Raw genomic sequence first — 18444 nt, forward strand, 5'->3', positions numbered from 1 at the left:
CGGCGGTCGCTCACGACCATCGGGCCAGCGACGTCTCGGTGGTCTCCGCGAGCGCTCGTTCGATGCGTGCTTGGGTCCACCCACACGGAGCGAGCACGCTTGTTGCCGCCCGAATCAGCGCCGTTGCGTAGAACTCAGCGTCGTACGTTGACGGCGCTTCTTCGCGGAGCGCAACACGTTCATGTCCCTGCTTGTCGTCGTCGACGACGACGTACTCGACCGTGCTTCCTGCAGGCTGGTCGTCGTCATACAGTCCGTCCGCTCGCTGCAGCGCCGCAACCGTCTGGGTCGCCTGGGTGTACTCGGTGAGCGATTTCGACGTTCGCGTGGTGATCACGAGGTCCGAGGGGTCGACACGGTCCGCGTGCAACGCATCGATATGACCGGCCAGTTTGTCGATGACCGACCCAGGCTCGCGGTACTGGTCGAACGTCCGAATGAGTGCTTTCTGGACGCTCCCAACGAAGGATGGGGTGCTTCGTTGGCGACACTCGATGCCTCGATATTTGTACGCCGACCCAGCCGCTGTTGGCTCCGCGTATTTGCCGAAGTATTTGGTGAGGGCACCCTCCGTAGAGTCACGCTTCGGAACGAACGCAACCCAGTCGAACGCGCCCTCGTACTCTAAGCGAATACCGACATCAGCTGTCACCGTTCGGCAGACCTCGGTGAGTGGTCGCTGATTGCGGTCGGATGCGGGGGTCACCCACAGACTATCGACGAGGCCGTGAACGACATCCCAGCCAGCCGCTTCCAACTGGTCTTTCGCATCGAGGAGAATCGACCGCGCGAACGCGTTGATCGCCTCGTGGCATTCGATGCGCCCGAACTTCGCGTTCGAGAATCCCTGATACCCAAAACACGAGACGAGAATCCATTTGAGCGCGGCCGACTCCCCTTCGAGGCGCGCACGCTCATCCGGGTCAGTCGTCTCTGCAAGTCGGTCTTTGATCGCATCGCGGTCCGAGACGAGCGGGTCGAGTACGTCAGGGAGATAGCCAGCACGGTCACAGATTGAGTACCCAAGCTCGGGCACGTCGGCAGTCGAACAGCAGTCACACCGCACCGTCTCCGGGCTGATGTTGCGGGTGATGATGATGTTCGGATACAGACTCGAAAAGTCGACCTCGTGAACGTCGGTGTGGACGCCGACGTCTGGGGTGAATGTAAAGCCCCCGCGGTCGGCGGTGTACAGCGATCCCATCGTCTTCCACGATTCGGGACGCCACGCCCGCCATTGCACGAGCACGTCCCGACGCTGTGCGGCTCGAATCTGGATTGCGGTCAGCACGTTTCCGATAGAGGCCCACGCCTGTTCTTGGAGCGGTTTCCGCGACCGCTCGACGAGGTCAAGACAGCCAGCTAGATTCGTCTCTCGGAGGAAAAACGAGGCCGATCGATTGATCACGACGCGACCGGGGACGTTGTAGCGCGCTGGCGAGTGACCCACCTGTCCGTAGGAGTGATACGTCGACTCGCCAGCGAGTGTCTGATACGTCGCGGCGTGCGGGCCACGACCGAGTTCCAGCGTGTGTCCTTCGTCGCGTGCCGCCGCGAACAGTCGTGGAATGACCGCAGCCGCATTGACGAACAGGACGTCTGGATCACACTCGGCGACGCGCGTCGCCACCGCGTCGACCACCGCCGCCTGCGACCCGCTGACTGTCTCGCCATCAATCGTCACCGTCGATAGCTCCTCGTCAGCCGTGCGCGCTCGCGGCAGACTCAGTTCGACCGTTGTGAGTCGCGTGTTCGGCATCGGGTCGGTCTCGGTTTCGAGGCAGTACCGGAACTCCGGGGAGAAATCGACGTTGTAACACCGAAGCTCGTCCGGGAGTGCGACCTGATTGGTTTGGCGGGCGAGCGTCGGCACCGCCTCGGCTGCGGTGGCCTCGATCATCGTCACCGGCTCGGGCGACTCGCCGAACCCCGGCCGCCGCTCGACCGTCTTCACAGTGGCAACCGATGGATGTGGTTCGAGTGCGCGTTCGTACGCGGCTCGCGTCTCGCGTGCCCCACGAACGTAGAACCGCGGCCGATACGTCGAATCGATATCGTACGTTGCGGTTCCGGTGTCGCCTGCGGGTGTCCAGCGATACACGTCGCCGTCGATGAAGTCGAACGTGTACCACATCGTCACTCTCGGTCGTCCGGGGGAGACCACGCCGCCTGGTCGGCCACGTCCAGTTCGTCGTAGAGGTCTTCGAGCGCCCGCTGGTGCGCCAAGAGCATCGAGAGAAACACCGCGTCCATCGGCTCCTGTGGGTTCTGATATCCCGCTGCGTCCGCGTATCGCGTTGCATTGCCCCACAAGCGGCTGTATGGGCCCGTGTCCTGGCGTCGAAGCGCGCGCTCGAAGTCGTCCCACTCATGTTCGAGTCGCCGCAACAGGTCGCGATAGGTCGGACTACTGCGTCCCATCGATCATCACCCCGCTTGGCGTCGCTGGTTCGACGGCCATGTCCGAGGCAGTCGCACGATGCGCTAAGACGTCACGCCAGAACGCGAGCGTCGTCTGCATGCCGGTCGCATCGGGATAGACGAGTGTCTCGAAGTCTGGACCGCGGAACCGCGGGCCGAACCGCGTCTGCTCGCAGTAGAGCGTCGATGGCACGGCCCGCGCCACGATTTCCGCGTACGGACTCGTCTCGGGACGGCCGAGATGCGTCGCAAGCAGACTGGCGTCTGACTCCCGAGCGACTCGCTTGAGTGCGGCGACCGCCCGCGACAAGAGTGGCTTCCCGACCGCGTCGGCAACCTCGTCTGTATCGTAGAGTGCGTCGAGGCCGGGACAGACGACGAGCGATGGGTCGATGTCTTCCTCCGCAACCGTCGACCGGAGCGTCGTCGCCAACTCGGCGTGCTGGTACGGCGTGAACGCCCGGGCGACGTGGATGCGGTCAAGCAGGCGGCGACTCGGAGCAAGTCGCGTCAGCGATGCCGCATTCGCGTGATTGGCGGCGTCAAGCCACAACACGTCACCACCGGTGGTGAGGGTGTGGTCCAAGACGAGCGCCTGTAGAATCTGCACGGGCCGCGACTCGTTTTCGACGACGAGTCGGTGGACGTCTTGGTCGAATGTCGGCAGTTCAGGTGGGGACGACTCACGGGTTGCCTGCGCCGTCTCAGTCGCCGACTCGCGGCGACGCTGTTGAAACTGGTGTGGTCGCATACACAGCTGTTCGCTCATCAGTCCGATAAGCGAACTCGGGTCGGTACACGAGTTCACGAAACCCCGATGGTCGTGGTCAAAATCGCACGACTGCGGTACTCTCTGTTTCGTGCAATTCGTGGCCTGCACGAATCAGCACGGGATGACTTGGTTGCAGTCCGTGGGCGGTAGTTGGTTAGGATATCGTGCTGATCAGGAGCCGTGCAAACTGCTTCTAACACAACTCAAGCGTGGCGAAGGCTCCTTCTGAGACTGGGAGCGTAACGGGTGAATATACCGTCCGATCTCAATGCTTGTTCTACGGAGGTGAAAGAATGCAGGAGATAGTGACTCTAATCGCCATACTGCTCTACGGTATCCCGACCATCACGTTCCACATTCACGTGGAACTGTAGCATCAGACTCTTTACGCGGTCCCACAGATACATGTCGAATCTTGAATATTTGAGTCCATGGGAGTAAAACAACGGGTACACCGACTGCTCGAAGTTGGCGGGGCAACCCGGGAAGAACAGGTTGTCGACTGGGGAATCATGGCACTCATCGCCGCCAACGTGATGGCGGTGATCTTGAGCACAGTCGACGCGCTATACGCACAGTACAGTTTCTATTTCCGGGCGTTCGAGGTTATCTCTGTCACCGTATTTTCAGTTGAATATCTCGGCCGTATCTGGGCGGTGACGGTGAGACAGGAGTATGCGAACCCGATTATGGGTCGGCTTCGATACGCACTTCGACCGATGCTCATCATCGACCTGCTAGCAATTCTCCCGTTCTACGTCGGGTTCTTCTTCGTCGACCTCCGGTTCCTCCGGGCACTCCGTCTCTTCCGGTTCTTCCGCCTACTCAAGCTTGCGCGGTACTCGCAGACGATTCAGGCGTTCAAGTACGTACTCAAAGAAAAGCGCGAGGATCTCATCGTCGCGGTCTCCGCGACACTCATCCTTCTCGTCCTCTCGTCGAGTATGATGTACTTCTTTGAGCACGAGGCCCAGCCTGAAGCGTTTTCGAGTATTCCTGAAACGTTCTGGTGGGGCGTCGTGACGCTCACGACGGTTGGATACGGCGACGTCTATCCGGTCACATTCGGGGGACGCGTCTTTGCTGCAGTTGTCGCCTTCTTAGGAGTTGGCCTCTTTGCACTCCCCGCGAGTATCCTTTCGTCTGGGTTTGTCGACCAGGCACGCTCCAGCGAATCCGAAACGATGTGCCCTCATTGTGGAGAAGTGATTTCAGAGGAACACTAATCACCGATTGTTCAGATATACATAATATGTACAAGACAGGTCATCAGGGGGCAGCGTTCCTGTTCGCGACGCCATTTGCACTCTTTGCCGGGCTGTTCGGAGAGCCAGCGGTAATTCTCTTTGGAGCGTTCGTCGTGTCTGGATTAGCGTCAGCACCCGATCTTGACCTCCGGACGCGGTTCATCAAACATCGTGGGATTACACATACTGTGTGGGCAGCACTAGCGACCGGCGTCGTCACGAGTATTGTAGGGTTAGCAGTCGGGTTTGCGTACGGTGGGGTACTCGCAGGAATCGGCTTCCTGTTCTTCTTCGGCTTGTTGGGCGTCTTCACGATTCTCTCCCACATCGCCGCCGACGCGCTTACTCCGATGGGCGTCCGTCCGTTCGCGCCGGTGAGCTCGAAACGGTACACATGGTCGCTGGTCAAAGCAGCGAACCCAATCGCAAACTACGCGCTCGCCGGGCTTGGATTTGGTCTGTGTGTTGGTGCGGTACTCATAGGAACTTGGCTGCATTCTGCGGTTACTAGTGCGGTATGACTGTGATTCAGACGGGACCATTCACATTGTAGACAAGATTTATTTTTGTCACAATTGATGTGGGGGTATGGCAAAGAGAAGGTCCAACAACCAAGGTGCACATGATAATGCTGTCCGGCGTATGGCACAAGAGTTGCAGTCAAATGACTGGTCTGTGGAAGCAGATGGTATCTCCGGCTACTCTCGCCCTGACACGGTTGGTTCCGGTGGAACAACGCAAGGCCGACGGCCGGACATCGTTGCTAAAAAGAACGGTTCTACTCGAATAATCGAGGTTGAGACGAGTCGGAGTGACGATGAACTTCAGCATCGCGTGTTCAAAAACCACGCCCGTCAGAAGTCGAATACACGGCTAATAATCTGGCTCGTGAAAAGTAATGGACACCGTCAGGAAAGGCTGTACGACTCGTCTGGGTAGTCCCTCACGGAAGCGTGACTAGTCCCAGCGCTGCTAGTAGTCCAGACGATTCGAAATGTCGTCACGCCGATAGAGTTCCAACTTGTGACCCAGGAGACATCGTCGTCCAGCACCCGCAGGTTCCGTATCAGACTCACCGATTTGCGTCAGAATATGATAATCATTCCCCGTGGTTGCGTGCTTAGTAGTAGGCACTAACTTCTGCTCGCAAGCATCTATTGAGAAATATCTGAATACATGGCATGCTATTTACTGATTCCAACTGACCGTATCCTGGACCTACACAAGTTTCATCACTTGTGGCACGTGTAACCAAACCAATTGAAGATGTCTGAGGAGCAATAAATGGCCAAAATCAGGGCGCTGAAGCCAGACAACAATATTTCAACAGAAGAATCTGAACCAAGAGCGCGCCTTCTCCAAATTATGTATTCTGATCCACCGGCTAGCGTGGGTTGGGTTTCTTCGGAGAAATGGGAACATGAGATGGCGCGCAAGACCGGTTTGGGCTCAATTGCTGTCCGAAATGCCCGGGTGCAGCTTGAACGGATCGGGCTAATTGAGGAGAGTGACGACTGGCACAGGACAGGGTATGTGCTCACACCCGAAGGATACCGTATAGCACATGACCAAGAGATGATGAGGAAGCAACTCGTGAGTGAGCGAAGACAAACTGGCGTCATAAAAAAGACGAACACCCAATACAACGTACTCACCTTGTTGCTCGTCGTCGTAGGTGCGTCTCAGGTGTTAGCCACGGAGACTGCAGATGGGATAGAGACGTATGCTCTACACCTAATACTAGTAGGTGCACTAATTGCAGGATACGCGACAATATATTCGAGTCCACTTGAAGACCTGCTTGGTCGCCTCAGACACTACTTTTCTCAAAAAAAGTAAATGACTACTAGTACGTCTGTCGGATTGCTGTACTGGTGCGAGCCGGCTGGCCTGTCGAAACGCGATTTTATGAGAATGATCACTCTCGCTGGAATGCGAATATGTCCGCTCAAGAGTCAGTATTAGGGTTTCTGAATACGAATTCTCTAGTTGTCGATGTTCCTCCGCTCGTGTACTGGACGACATCCCTCATCTCAAAATTATGCGTCATCGAGACGGAACGACGCAGGTTATCATCCTAGGTTCCAACTGGAGCCCAACTTGTTTAGCCACGTCTTCATCCACCCAAACACCAACCCGGCCGAGGTTCTGATGGAGTACTTCAACTCGTTCGTCCTCCTGCTTGATGAGCGGAAGAACGTGTTGTAGAAGATAGTACTTGCTCTGCGACTCGTCACGGCACAGCGGAGGTTATGATGGGAGAACACTCAATTGGAGTGTTGACAGTAACAGAGTATGGGTCGAAGCCCAGGACGAGAACCGTTTAGCGCCCCAGAAAAGTCACAAAAAGAACAACGACGAGAAGCGACGCTCAATACTCAATATGCAGTTGTGAGTGCGTTTCTCGGTGCAATTATCGGATCTGTCTTGCAACGGTTTGAACTGGTTTATCTCATTATCGGCTTGGTTTGTTCCTTGGCACTCCCGTTTGTAACGATCAAATTTTGGGATAGGATAAATCGCTGGACAATGAAAATTGGTGGTATTGTCGGCGAATAGCATATCTCTCAGAAGAACACACGAAGCCTCGATTCGTATGCAAGTATTCGGTTCAGCACTATCTCCGCTGGATTCGGTAAGCAGTACTCCACTCGTACGCCTCAAAGAGACGCAGCAGAGGTCATCGTGGGGAAAAGTAATTGTGCCAGTCTGTCAGAGAGCTAAGGTATGAGTTCTGAAGCGCTAACGATAGACGAGATATCTCAGCGATACCAGCGATACGTTGATCAGTACCCAAAGAATGGCCTGATCTCTGTCGAGGGGTCAACCGGTCTTCCACTAAAGGATGCAGTAGTAAACGAGAGTGGTATTAGCGTCAAGCTTAATCTATCTGAACTTGAGTTTGAGTGCTTGATTGTCCCTGAGCGAGACTCACGTGAACCTGAACAAAGAGCAGGTAGTTGGGAGCTACATCGGATGCATAACAAGGAAGCACTTACTGACCTTGATGATGAGGTTCTGTTTCAGCTCCCTGCTCAGTTGATAAACATCCAAAAAGTCCAGATTACAGCAGATCACACCACGTTCTGGAAATATACTGCAGAGCGAGTGAGAGACTTCGATTTTACAGAAACCCCGATTTCGGGGGATGTTGTTGAGCACTTTGAGACGGCAGTTTCGCTGGTCTTAGTCAGATCAAACGCCACTACTGATGAGCATGTGCGTAAGATCGTACAGAAGAGCGACGCCGTCGCAAGCTACCTTGTTTATCCGGTGCTCGAGGGCGTCGCGAAACGGTATTGCCACGAGTACGTGTCTGAAGATGGGGCGGTGAAAGAGGGAAAAACAGTTGTGACGTATTGTGGTGACAAAGAATTTGGCGACGAAATAAATCAGGTCGGATATCTGTTGCACCACATCGAGAACGTTGCCGGCTCAGATGCGCTCCGAGAGGAGTTGTACAAAATGAGGGTCGGTGTTCGAGAGTTCTATGACACCGACGAGAATGAAGAGTATGGAGTAATCAATGGGTTCCGAAATTCGTGGCTTCACGGGGAAGATGAAGCGAAAGCAGAGTACGGAACAATTCTTTCCTATACAGCGCTGCTTCTATGGGCGATGATGCTTGAGAAGTGAGCCGTTGAGCTGTCCGAAGAGATTGGTGTTTTCTATTCATAGCTTCGTTTTAGGAGATTACGTCAGATGTAGTCCATAACTTCACACCGAGTAGTTTCCACACCACTCCCAAGCCGTCAAAGCCGGTCAGCAGGCTCACTCGGATTTCACCGGCCGATACACCCGATCTCTGGTCGACCCCTCAGCGTCGATGAGTCGGTATTCGGTCAGTTTTGAGAGATACGATTTCACCGTGCGAAGCTGGTTTGGGTCGTCCATCTGCTGTTCGTAATGGTCGTAAATCTCCTGCGGGCTCAACGGGCCATAGGCACGAACGGTATCCAAGACGGCCCGTTGGTGGTCGTTGAGGGCGTCCACGTTCCGCTGGCGAATCTGCTCGCGTGCGTCCGGAATCGCCGCTTCGAGCACGTCGAACGTGATTTCGTCTCGCTGTTCACGGACGGCGTAGTTGGCCGCCCGACGCAACATCCCAAGCGCGACGCGGGCGTCACCGGCGGCGGCATCCGCAATCCGCTCGAGGATGTCCTGTGAAACCGCACCGGTTTCGAGACCCCATCGAACGCGGACCGATAGAATCGACACGAGTTCGTCGGGCGGATACCGGGACATCGTGACGTGTTCGCCACTCTGTAGGCGACTCTGGAGTCGCGAATTCAGCCGGCCGAAGAGTTGGTCGCGGTCGTTCGCGACGATGAGTTGGGCGAATTTCGGCAGCGAGTGGAGGTCATAGAAGATGTCCGTCGAATCGAGTTGATCTGCCTCGTCGAGGACGACGACGACTGGATTGCCATCGTACGCTTCGAGTCGCGAGATGAGTTCGTCGTGCGGCGTCGACCCGCGGTGGATATCCGTCGCCAATCCGAGTTCGTCGAGAATCCGATAGAATGCACGGAACTGCGTGTGACTCCGCCAGCAGTTCAGGTGAATCGACTGCACCGCTGGCGCGGCGTCTGTGAGCTGTTCGATGACGTATTTGGCCGTGACTGTCTTTCCAGCACCGGTCGGCCCGGTGATGATGACCGACTGGCCAGGTGCGCCGTCCGCAAACGGTCGCAGGACGGACTCGAGGTGCGTGAGTTCCGCATCTCGATGCTGGAGGTCGTTAGGCACAAAGCCCTCGTCCAACACCTCCGCGTCCCGAATCATGTCGCTGTGGTTGGTGGGCGTGCGTATAGGCGTCTGGTACAGAGTGAAACTGGAACCTGTGTGGTTCTTCGGGAGCGTACCCGCGTCTCCACACTATCGTACTCGTTGGCTGCCCCCGACTGTATCGTCAACCGCCCCGAGTATCGACGCCGTCACCGACCGAATCCGGTTGAGCCGTTCAAGCACCGACTCTACCTCCTCGCCCGCCCACGCAGCGAGATAGAACGCCGAATTACCGACGTCCAGCCCGAACTGCCGACCGACGAGATACGCGACCGCTTCGGCTTCGACTTCGCGCAGCGACCGCTCTGGCAGGCTCGTCCGGTCTGCGTGCAGCTGTCCATGGGCGAACTCGTGGACGAGCGTCGTCGCCATGTCCGCCTCGTTCGGCCGCTGTCTGACCTCGATGTTCGGGCGCTGTCCACGAGTGAACGTACACACGCCGCGCGCACCGCCGTGGGACCACTCACTCGGGGAGACGAGCGACACGTCCACGCCGAGCGAGTCCGCCGCGGCACAGAGCACGGACACGAAATCGCTCGCATCACCGTACGTCTCCGTAGGTAGCGACGGAAGCGGCTCGCCCGTCGTCTGTGATACGTCGAACACGGGGACCGGCTTGAACGAACGCAGTTGCGTCGGCCACTCCGTGGACGGCACACCATCGTCACAGTCGTCGTCGTGGCTGGACTTCGGGTCGCCACAGGCTGGACACACTTTGGCCATGATCGGTGCCCAAATCCAAATCGCCGACTCACCTTCCGAGACCTGCCTGTCGAACTCGGTCTGCCACGTCCGGTAGCCCGCGACGTGCATCGCATCTGGACATTGCAACGAGATCAGGAGGACGTTCCGCGCCGAGTAGTCGTGGAACCGGCTTTGCACGTCGAGCCATCGTTGGAACGCCTCGCTTGTGCGTGCGGTGGTCGTCTCGTCGAGGAGGTCGGCAATCCAGTCGTCGATGGCGCTGTGCATCTCGTCGGCACGCGTTGTTCGGTCAGTAAACGATGCGTCTCTGTGGGTTGGTTCTGTCGTTGCCATCTGAATCCCACGGGACACTGAGTACGCCCCGCACCCGTCAGGGGGCGACAAAACAGCCAAAATCTCACCACCGACACAGATCTCACAGAGGAGACGGAGGGGCTCCACTACGTCAGTCGCAGGTCACACGCGCTCTACGATATCGTTGGGCGTGAACAGAGAGACATCCGAGCGCTCGTCAGCAACCGCTCGCAGGCCGTCGGAGAATCCTGAACGAGCGAAGCAACAGTAGTGGTACGTCGGATCACCACCCTCCGGTGGCGTCCAGTCGACCTGCGTAGTGCTCCGCTCTAGGTCGGCAAGGTCGCCTTCGTTCATTTCTCGCTGCGTGTACTTGCATTCCCCAGCGACGAGTGTGCCGTCACTCGCAAGGCCGACAACGTCCAGTTCGTGATGCTTGTGCCACCAATAGCCAATCCCGTGGTAGGTCTTGGGAACTAACGACGGGAGCGCATTCTGACAGACGAGTTCGAACATCGAGCCCATGTACTCCGAGAACGAAGGTGCGACCAACTCCTCGAAAGCATTGTCACCGAGCTGGGCGAGTTTCCCTTCTTGGCCGTACACATAACGGAACCAGAACCGAAACAGCGGTTCGTTCAGTCGATACCGGCTCTTTCGCGTCGCATTGGGATTCGCCGTGACCGGGATATCCCGTGTGACCAGTCGCAGTCGACGGAGCTTCGCGAGATACGATCCGAGTGCGTTCGAATCGATACCGGCGAAGTTAGCAATCTCACTCGCCTCGCGCTTTCCTGTCGCAATCGCGCGGAGGACTGTGTAGTAGGTCTGTGGCTCTCGAATCCCAAACTCCGTCCGGAGGAGGAACTCTGGCTCGTTGTGGAGCACACCGTGTTCGGAGAGGACGTGTGTCTGGATGTTGTCCGCGAGCGATGCCGTTGAGGTGAGCGCCTGAAGATAGTACGGCGTCCCACCGAAGACGCTCCACGTCTCAATCGTTGTCTCTGGGTCGTCTGTGGGGTACAGCTGTCGTGCGTCGGCCAACGCAAGTGGTGGCAAGTCAATGGTTCCGGTCCGGCGTCCGTACAGCGGGCTCCCGCCTCCGAGCACTTTCTCTTCCATCACGCTGATCGACGACCCGACGAGTACCAACGACGCCGCCGTCTGTTCGAGATGGAGGTCCCAGACCCGCTGTATCTTTGAGGGGACTGCATCGTCGGATTCGATCAAGTACGGAAACTCGTCGATGACAACGACTGCGTCCTGCCGCCCAAGCGTCTTGAGAATCGACTCCCAGTCACGCTTGATATCGTCAACGACCGGGTACGTCTCGCGAGCGGTCTCGACGAAGCTTGCGAGCTGTACGTCCGGAGTCTCCTCGGTCGCCTGCCAGTACACCGCATCGTCTCGGTCACGAATTGCTTCACGGACGAGCGCACTCTTTCCGAGCCGCCGCCGGCCATAGATGACGAGCAACTCCGCCGTATCACGGTCGAACCGGGATCGAAGAAACGAGAGTTCGTCGTCGCGGTTGACGAAGGCAGGCCGAGACATAGACTGTGTTTGGCTTGGTAGATCATAGTCGTTCTGATTATCTTAATCGTGATTTTACTAATCGTGATTTTACTATTGCTGGATGACCTGCCCAGCGCAGTTTGGCAGGATAGCCAAAATTAGAAATCTCCAGCAAAGCTATTTTACTCACCACGCTCGTACGACGACCAATGACCGGGGCAGACTCCTCCACAACACCGTGGCAAGGTGACGTCAACGAGGCAGTCATTGCTGACTGGAAAGCAGACACCACGACGTTCGAGCGGATTCGACAGGTAATCGACGTTACAACCAACCCGCAAACTGCCAGCGAAGTTGCTGAACGCGCCCACGTGAGTGAACCAACTGCACGGAAGCACCTCTCAGCGCTCGCTGAGACTGGCCGTGTCAAAGTGATTGCAGCTGACGATGCCACTCGCTACATGCGCGCACCGCAGATGCTGGCGATGCGGCGGATCGCCGACATTCACCGCGAGCACACGAAAGATGAGATTCGACAGGCGATTCGAGACCTAAAAGATGAACGGCAAGCGATCCAAGAACAGTACGACGCGACGACTATCGACGAACTGACCTTGGAACTGGAGTCCGGTGCTGACGGATGGGCAGACCTCACTCGATGGCAGCAAATTGAGCAGAACCTTGAGATCGCCCAGGCTGCGCTGACGCTCTACGACTTCGACCCAGATGATAGCCGGTCTGCAGCGGCTCGGCTCTCTGATCGTGGAAACACGATTCGCAGCCGAGGTGCACTACAGGACGACGGCTCTCACACCACAGCGTAAATGGCAGGTGAGACCGACATTGAGGGCGCGGTTGGCCCAATCGATGATGTCGCGCTTGAAGAGATTCGTACGGTCTTCACACGTGCCGACGGCCTCGTCGAAGATGCGGGATTCGATAGTCGCCTCGACCCAACGAAGCTACAGATTCACTTCCGAGACGGGATCGCCGAGGCGACGTGGTGTCGGTTCGATATTCGCTGGTTCCAGCGTCAGTACTACAGTTTCCACTATCTCGATGAGTGTGGTGTACAGTTTCGCTACGATTACCATCCCAAACCGGACGCACCAGCGAAGCACTTTCATACGCCACCCGACGCAAATTCGGACGATGTAGAGCAGTCCTGTATCGTGACGACAGAGCCAATGCTCGTTGCACGAGCGGTACATCAACTCTGGCGTCGAGCGTACGAAACGGCCTCATTCGGCGCACTAAACACAGCCGAAAATCCGCCGTGAGGTCGTGGCTGCGCGCGCAGCACCGCAGGTGCGAGCACGGAGCGGTGGGTGGGGAGGTGGGGCCGGGCTGGTGGATACGTCAAAAAGAAAACCCCGCCCGCGACGCCTACTCAGCCCACCACGCCTCGCGCGTGAGACTGACAGCTCGGAACGAATCGTCTAACGCACCGTAATTTGCGCTCGTTCCATTTTTGCTATTCACGGGAGTGGAGATTACGAATGACTTCCCGGACACTCTATCATAAGATAGTAGTGCTGAGTTTTTGATTCGTGCCAGAACATCCGGTCGAGCTATTGAGAATGCGAGATTACTATTTTGGTCTGAGGTCCAGTCGAAGTGGAGAAATTTGCTCCCACAGACGATGATGACTCTGGCATACAGTAACTAGATTATCAAGTGTATTTGCTTGCTTGTAATCAAGGACTCCTTCTTCATCAACGTATGCTCGGATTGGAACGATATGATGTACAGACAAGTCACAACCGAAGCGTTCCAGGTGTGACTGGGTCGTGAAATCACAGCCCGGTGTTTGACAGCAGTGATTGTCCCGTTCTAGTGCACGACTTCGTTGTCTTGGCCAGTTTGGACCGTAGTATAAATTACTAGGCTTAGTAGTCTCTATACTTCGACGGGGCTCGTGACCAGCTGCTTCAACAGAATCCTCCCAGTTCCCGAAATTGCGCCAGTAAGGACCAAGCGAGAACCGGCTATGCTTTTCGAATTCATTCGATGAAGGTACATAACCCAGTTTCTCAACCACCCGGTCAATCTCACCAAGAAGTATTGGTTCAGAGATATTGCGACGCATTCGTGGCTCGAACCCTGCAGCACGTAGGGCACGATTCCAACTCCCAAATAGACGCTGAGCGACTGCCGTAGAAAACTCACCACTAGCATCCATCTCCATTGACGATGGAGTCCGCCCAAGGTTCTCTGCTAACTGCCGAATTGCCTTAACCACATCACCCCGAGAAGCATCAAGCTGGAGATTAGGATCCAACCCTGTGGAACGCAATGCTTCGTTCCACGATCCGAAATGGTTTCGAACAGTTCGAACAGAGACGTTTCCATCACGTCTCATCTCTCTTGTAGTGGGTGTTCCGTTCGTCTCTCCAGCTAATCTGAGAATTTCTCCTCTAATAGAGTTCTTCGTGACGGATTTCCTAACGTTTGGCTTGAGCCCTGCTGCTTCTACTGCTGAAGTCCAACACCTGAAGTGTTTTCGAATAGGGGTTGTAGAGCATTCGCCTTCCTCATCCATTTCAGTAGATGTGGGTGTTCTACCTTTCTTTTCAGCCAGCTTTCGTATCGCATCAAGAGATTCCTCTTTAGATATTGATATTTGATGGCCTCGAGTATGACCTGCAATCTCAACGTTGGTTTCAAACGATTCACCACAGATTTCGCACGTATAGTCTCCTTCAACTCTCATTTCTGGATGACGGGATGACATGCCCGCACCCATCTGGGTCCGATAAAATCCCAATTTAAGGTAGCAAAAAAATACGCAATCGACGGCTACTCAGCCCACCACGCCTCGCGCTCTGGGAACGATAGCTCCGACCACCCCGTCACAGCCACCGACACGCGCCCACCGTACCAGCTCTTTGCGACGTTCCGCAGCGTCACCCGCTCGCCTTCTCTCACAACCGATTTTCTCGACTTAGCCCAAATAGTGAATTTTGTCGTTCCAGTCTCATCCTCTATGAGTCCCACTTGTTGAATCGCGCTACTCATAGGCTCCCAAAGTGTCTTCACACGACCTTCTATCGACACCTCACGACGACTGACCTCGCTGACCGCCGCAATCGGAATCACCGTCCCCGGAGCCTGTTGGAACTCTTCGAAGACACCCACGACCGCGCTCATCATCGACTGTCCGTCTGCGACCGCCTCGGCTAACCGCCGGCTGATCACCGACCGCGACCACCTTTCGAGTTTCGACTGTATTCGTCCTGCCTCTCTGTTCACGACGCCCAACTGCTCAGCCGTCAGTTGCTCACGTGGATCCGGTTCTTCCGGGTCAGCCCACCGATTGACACACCCCGCGCGTTTCTTGAACTCTCTCGTTGCCTCGATACTCGACTGTGCGACCGCCGTCGCCGTCCGCATCTCCCGACTCGACGTCTGTCTCCGGTCCCACCGGTCACGCGTCTGTTCGATCTCCCACTCACGTGCAGCCATTCGCTCTTCTTCGGCGAGGGTCAGCCCCCGACCAACCGCGTCCGGATTGTTCAGGTCAACTTTGGCCTGGATTTCGAGTTCAACCGTAGGATGGAGCGCTGGCGTCTCATCGACCACGTCGTCGTCGACCGCTCGAGGGTGGTTGGTGTGCGAAACTTCATTACGGAACTGCTTCTTACTACTCATTGCTGAATCCTGAAGGCGCTCACTCGGCGTCTTCTTCCGGCACTACGACTCTCCAGCCGCAGTCTTCTCACAGACTGACCGACACCAATCGTCTCACGGCGACGCCGCCGCGCCTTCGCCGGCTTGTCCGGCGCGGCGCGTCGCCAACAGGTGTCCCCCACAGACGAGCGCGGGGGTGAACCTCGAGGTGAGCGCGCGGTCAGGGCAGTCAATCCACCGACCCGCGGGTCGTCGGCCCCGTGCAGGCCGTCCGTCGCAGACGCAACGGCTGAACCGGGACGACGAGACGGCAAGCGGGGGGTTGACAGTCCTGAACGGCGTCGCATACGGCCACAGCGAGGCCGCAGAGAGCGAGGACCCGCCGGAACAGCACCGCGCCCGGACCCGCACGAGCCTGTCCCGTCCGTCGCAGACGCAACGGAAACGCCTCGTGCGGCAGCCCGGTGCGGGCTGGACGCCCGCGGACCCACAGCTCGTCGCGGCCGAGTTTGAGCGCACGCCCGGCAGGCCGCACAGCCAGCCCTGAGTGAGCCCCGGACCGTGGCATACTGGGGGTGAGCACGGCGAACCCCCAGTAGCCACCGCAGCCCGGGCGAACGAGGGGTGAGGGCAAGTGCCCGAACGGCGAGCAGCCCGCCCGGACCGCGCAAGCGGCCACGTCTGAGCCAGCCGGCCGTCGGCGCGACCGCATCGAGGGAGCGCCGACGCAACGGCTGGTGAAGATGCAGCCAGCCCGGTCTCGGTCACGGCCCGGATGCGGGTCGAGTGCTCGCAGACCCGCCCTCGGGGCTGACCGGTATCGGGTGGCTGCACCCGGCCCGACCCGGCCCCGTGACCGTGCCCCGTCCGTCGCAGACGCAACGGAAGCGCGAAACGCCCGGGCCCGGCAGGAACGGTCTGCCCGCCGGAGCGCGCACAACCCGAGCAGTCGCCCCCAAGCGTACGGACGCGCGTCGCTGTTCACTTCGAGAGCGACGAGAGCGACGAGAGCGACGAGAGCGACGCTTGGGAGACGCCCACTATTCGGTCACGCCGTCGATGAACTGCTTGGAGAGACCCGACGTGACAGCCAGCGATATCGTCACATAGCCCCGGTGCGAAGTGTTCACATGGGACTCGAGATTGATGAGGAACGCTTGGGGGCCGTCCTCGAAGCGCTTCCGACCGACGACAACGGTGGCGTCGGCCGACACGCCCACTACACGCGCCAGAAGTACGAGACCATCTACGGAATTACACCCGAGACAATTGCCGACCACCTCGGGACCATCTTCAGCATCACCATTCGCCAACGAGCCGGGCCCCAAAGCATCGAACAGGTGGAGACGTCCCGGTCTGCGTTCGATGCCGAGACGTTTCAGTCGCTGGACTCGCATGCAGACGCGTACGACTATCTCACCGATATCGAGGGCGTCGGCCCGAAAATCGCCAATGAGTACCTTCGCAAGGTCGTCCACGCGTTCGGCTTCAAGCAGGCGTGGTGCGGCGACCTGTACGTCCCGCTCGACCAGCACGTGGTCGCCGCCCTCGTCGAAACCGGTTGTATTCATGACGACGGGGTGCGACCGGAAAAGACGAAACCGAGCGCGCTGTTGAACCTGAATCCCGAGAGTACTCCACGGACACGACTCTCCGCAAGCTCACTCCAAGCGGCGTTCAAACGGGTCGCCGAAACGCAGGGAACCGACCGAATCGCCTTCGACGAACTCTGGTCGGAAAACAAGTTCTTCCTCTCGATTCCGGAGTTTCGTGAGGAGAGCTGTTTGAAAACGTTTCTATAGTAATTCGAAGCTATCCTGAGTAGTATCGTGCTCGTTGTCCCCACCGTTCTACTTGAGATTCTGTGAAACTGCCCTTAGCCGCGACTGCTTCCGGGTCACAAACAGCCAGCTCACCAAGAGTCTTAATCCCTACCTCAGCTAGCTGGGTGGCGTACGTATCTCCAATCCCACGAATCGCTATTACGTCCTCGTCAGGGTTTTGAAGCAACTCCACAACAAGAGCATGCTTTCCTTGATGGTAGGCCGCTTCTGTTAGCCACTTTGTGAGACTTCGGGCAGATAGAGTTGTTTCATCAGAAAGCCACTCAATATCTGCGTCTACAAAATCTTCAATAGTCAGGATATCGGCCGAGTACAGTTTCTCAAGAGTCACTTGACCGATGCCTCGAATGTCACCAAGGGCCTCAATAGATACGTCAGAGGTATCTTCTTCGTTCGTGTGACGAGATGGTTGCTGGCTGTCGACGTACTGCTCTACAAGTTCTTCAGCACCAATTTCGAGAATATACCTCGCAAGCGATATTCCATCGACTAATTTCGGCGTTCGTCTTCGTTGAGCAGTTTCGACAGCACCTGCGGTGAACGTTCCCGTTGTGACAACGACCATCACATCAGCTGGAGCATATGCTGGTAACCCATACTGCTCTATTTTTCCTTTACCAACCTTACTCCCTTTTTTGAGACGTTTCGCTTGGAAGAGTATCTCAACCTCGTATGGAAGCGTTCGGGTTGCTCTAACATCTTCTCCCCATTCCTCAGATTCGTCCGTGACTTCAGTATCATACCCTTGAGACTCCCAGATATCAGCGATAAGTCGCTCAAAATCTTTCCAGTACAGTCCACAGAGATTACTGTGAATCCGGTCAACGGTTAGAGGCATAGTTGTAGTTATGACAACATAATAAATATAATTAGAGAAGGTCGTCAGAGATGGTCGCAGTCGTTCGTCTCTTTGACACCTAACCGCTCGCTCACCTCGTCCGTCCGCGCTAACAGCTGTTTGTACGCCGTCGTATCACGGCCCGGTGGGGTCCGTGGCACGCCATCGAGTTCGTCGACGACGACTGCCGTCTGCAACAACAACTGGACGAGAGCCGCAGGGTCAACACCCTCGTCAGCATACAGGCGAAGCCACGCGTACAGTTCGAATTCCAGCTGTTGTTCGGTCGCGCTATCGACAATCGACTCCGTCTCGCAGTGTACACACATTGTGAATCAACGCAGGCCAACACACGCGCCTGCACCCCTGCAGGCGCGCAATAAAATACTGGCT

Annotated in this window: 18 protein-coding genes; 8 read left to right on the plus strand and 10 right to left on the minus strand. The window is 56.9% G+C overall.

Annotation, left to right across the window (positions count from 1 at the left end):
* Nucleotides 1–10 precede the first annotated feature (10 nt).
* From DEQ92_RS05760 to DEQ92_RS05770, 3 genes are read right to left on the minus strand one after another with little or no spacing between them, the layout of a single operon-like run.
* Nucleotides 11–2134, minus strand: a complete 2124-nt coding sequence (locus DEQ92_RS05760) for a type B DNA-directed DNA polymerase (protein ID WP_115820530.1) — start codon at nt 2132–2134, stop codon at nt 11–13.
* A gap of 2 nt (nt 2135–2136) precedes the next feature.
* On the minus strand, nt 2137–2421 hold the full coding sequence (locus tag DEQ92_RS05765; protein ID WP_042664242.1) for a hypothetical protein: 285 nt from the start codon (nt 2419–2421) through the stop codon (nt 2137–2139).
* Complete coding sequence (locus DEQ92_RS05770) at nt 2408–3172, minus strand: hypothetical protein (protein WP_115820531.1); 765 nt, start codon at nt 3170–3172, stop codon at nt 2408–2410. Before DEQ92_RS05770 ends, DEQ92_RS05765 begins: the two co-directional genes overlap by 14 nt.
* Nucleotides 3173–3624: 452 nt before the next feature.
* Between DEQ92_RS05770 and DEQ92_RS05775 the strand changes: the two genes are divergently transcribed.
* The 5 genes from DEQ92_RS05775 to DEQ92_RS05785 all read left to right on the plus strand — a co-directional run bounded on the left by DEQ92_RS05775 (nt 3625) and on the right by DEQ92_RS05785 (nt 8076).
* Nucleotides 3625–4419, plus strand: coding sequence for an ion transporter (locus tag DEQ92_RS05775; RefSeq protein ID WP_115820532.1), 795 nt, complete (start codon nt 3625–3627; stop codon nt 4417–4419).
* 26 nt (nt 4420–4445) lie between these two features.
* A complete protein-coding gene (locus DEQ92_RS05780; RefSeq protein WP_115820533.1) occupies nt 4446–4961 on the plus strand; it encodes a metal-dependent hydrolase in 516 nt (171 codons plus the stop codon).
* A 763-nt stretch (nt 4962–5724) separates the two neighbouring features.
* On the plus strand, nt 5725–6279 hold the full coding sequence (locus DEQ92_RS23150) for a hypothetical protein (protein WP_147299472.1): 555 nt from the start codon (nt 5725–5727) through the stop codon (nt 6277–6279).
* Between the two features lie 456 nt (nt 6280–6735).
* Nucleotides 6736–6999 carry a hypothetical protein gene (locus DEQ92_RS23155; protein ID WP_147299473.1) on the plus strand — a complete coding sequence of 88 codons (264 nt, stop codon included), beginning with the start codon at nt 6736–6738 and terminating at the stop codon, nt 6997–6999.
* 168 nt (nt 7000–7167) lie between these two features.
* Nucleotides 7168–8076, plus strand: coding sequence for a hypothetical protein (locus DEQ92_RS05785; RefSeq protein WP_147299474.1), 909 nt, complete (start codon nt 7168–7170; stop codon nt 8074–8076).
* A gap of 135 nt (nt 8077–8211) precedes the next feature.
* On the opposite strand, the gene DEQ92_RS05790 is transcribed toward DEQ92_RS05785, so the two are convergent.
* From DEQ92_RS05790 to DEQ92_RS05800, 3 genes are all read right to left on the minus strand, one after another.
* Entirely contained in the window at nt 8212–9222 is a 1011-nt protein-coding gene (locus DEQ92_RS05790; protein ID WP_115820535.1) for a Cdc6/Cdc18 family protein, read from the minus strand.
* A gap of 93 nt (nt 9223–9315) precedes the next feature.
* Nucleotides 9316–10197, minus strand: coding sequence for an ImmA/IrrE family metallo-endopeptidase (locus DEQ92_RS05795; protein ID WP_233516829.1), 882 nt, complete (start codon nt 10195–10197; stop codon nt 9316–9318).
* Between the two features lie 189 nt (nt 10198–10386).
* Entirely contained in the window at nt 10387–11778 is a 1392-nt protein-coding gene (locus DEQ92_RS05800; protein WP_115820536.1) for an ATP-binding protein, read from the minus strand.
* A gap of 170 nt (nt 11779–11948) precedes the next feature.
* Here DEQ92_RS05800 and DEQ92_RS24060 point away from each other — a divergent pair, with 170 nt between their 5' ends.
* Nucleotides 11949–12563 (plus strand): winged helix-turn-helix domain-containing protein, encoded by a 615-nt coding sequence (locus DEQ92_RS24060; protein ID WP_004973061.1) that lies wholly within the window; start codon nt 11949–11951, stop codon nt 12561–12563.
* On the plus strand, nt 12564–13019 hold the full coding sequence (locus tag DEQ92_RS05810) for a hypothetical protein (RefSeq protein WP_004973063.1): 456 nt from the start codon (nt 12564–12566) through the stop codon (nt 13017–13019). It abuts the gene before it with no gap.
* Nucleotides 13020–13330: 311 nt separating this feature from the next.
* On the opposite strand, the gene DEQ92_RS24530 is transcribed toward DEQ92_RS05810, so the two are convergent.
* On the minus strand, nt 13331–14485 hold the full coding sequence (locus tag DEQ92_RS24530) for a homing endonuclease associated repeat-containing protein (protein WP_394324752.1): 1155 nt from the start codon (nt 14483–14485) through the stop codon (nt 13331–13333).
* 53 nt (nt 14486–14538) lie between these two features.
* Complete coding sequence (locus tag DEQ92_RS05815; protein ID WP_115820537.1) at nt 14539–15390, minus strand: DNA-binding protein; 852 nt, start codon at nt 15388–15390, stop codon at nt 14539–14541.
* Nucleotides 15391–16499: 1109 nt separating this feature from the next.
* Here DEQ92_RS05815 and DEQ92_RS05825 point away from each other — a divergent pair.
* Nucleotides 16500–17171, plus strand: a complete 672-nt coding sequence (locus DEQ92_RS05825) for a hypothetical protein (RefSeq protein ID WP_115820538.1) — start codon at nt 16500–16502, stop codon at nt 17169–17171.
* A 10-nt stretch (nt 17172–17181) separates the two neighbouring features.
* Here DEQ92_RS05825 and DEQ92_RS05830 read toward each other — a convergent pair whose 3' ends face one another.
* Both DEQ92_RS05830 and DEQ92_RS05835 read right to left on the minus strand, forming a co-directional pair.
* Complete coding sequence (locus tag DEQ92_RS05830; RefSeq protein ID WP_115820539.1) at nt 17182–18051, minus strand: restriction endonuclease; 870 nt, start codon at nt 18049–18051, stop codon at nt 17182–17184.
* A gap of 44 nt (nt 18052–18095) precedes the next feature.
* Complete coding sequence (locus DEQ92_RS05835; RefSeq protein ID WP_115820540.1) at nt 18096–18380, minus strand: hypothetical protein; 285 nt, start codon at nt 18378–18380, stop codon at nt 18096–18098.
* Nucleotides 18381–18444 lie beyond the last annotated feature (64 nt).

Source organism: Haloferax sp. Atlit-6N (genome assembly GCF_003383195.1).
GTDB lineage: Archaea > Halobacteriota > Halobacteria > Halobacteriales > Haloferacaceae > Haloferax > Haloferax gibbonsii.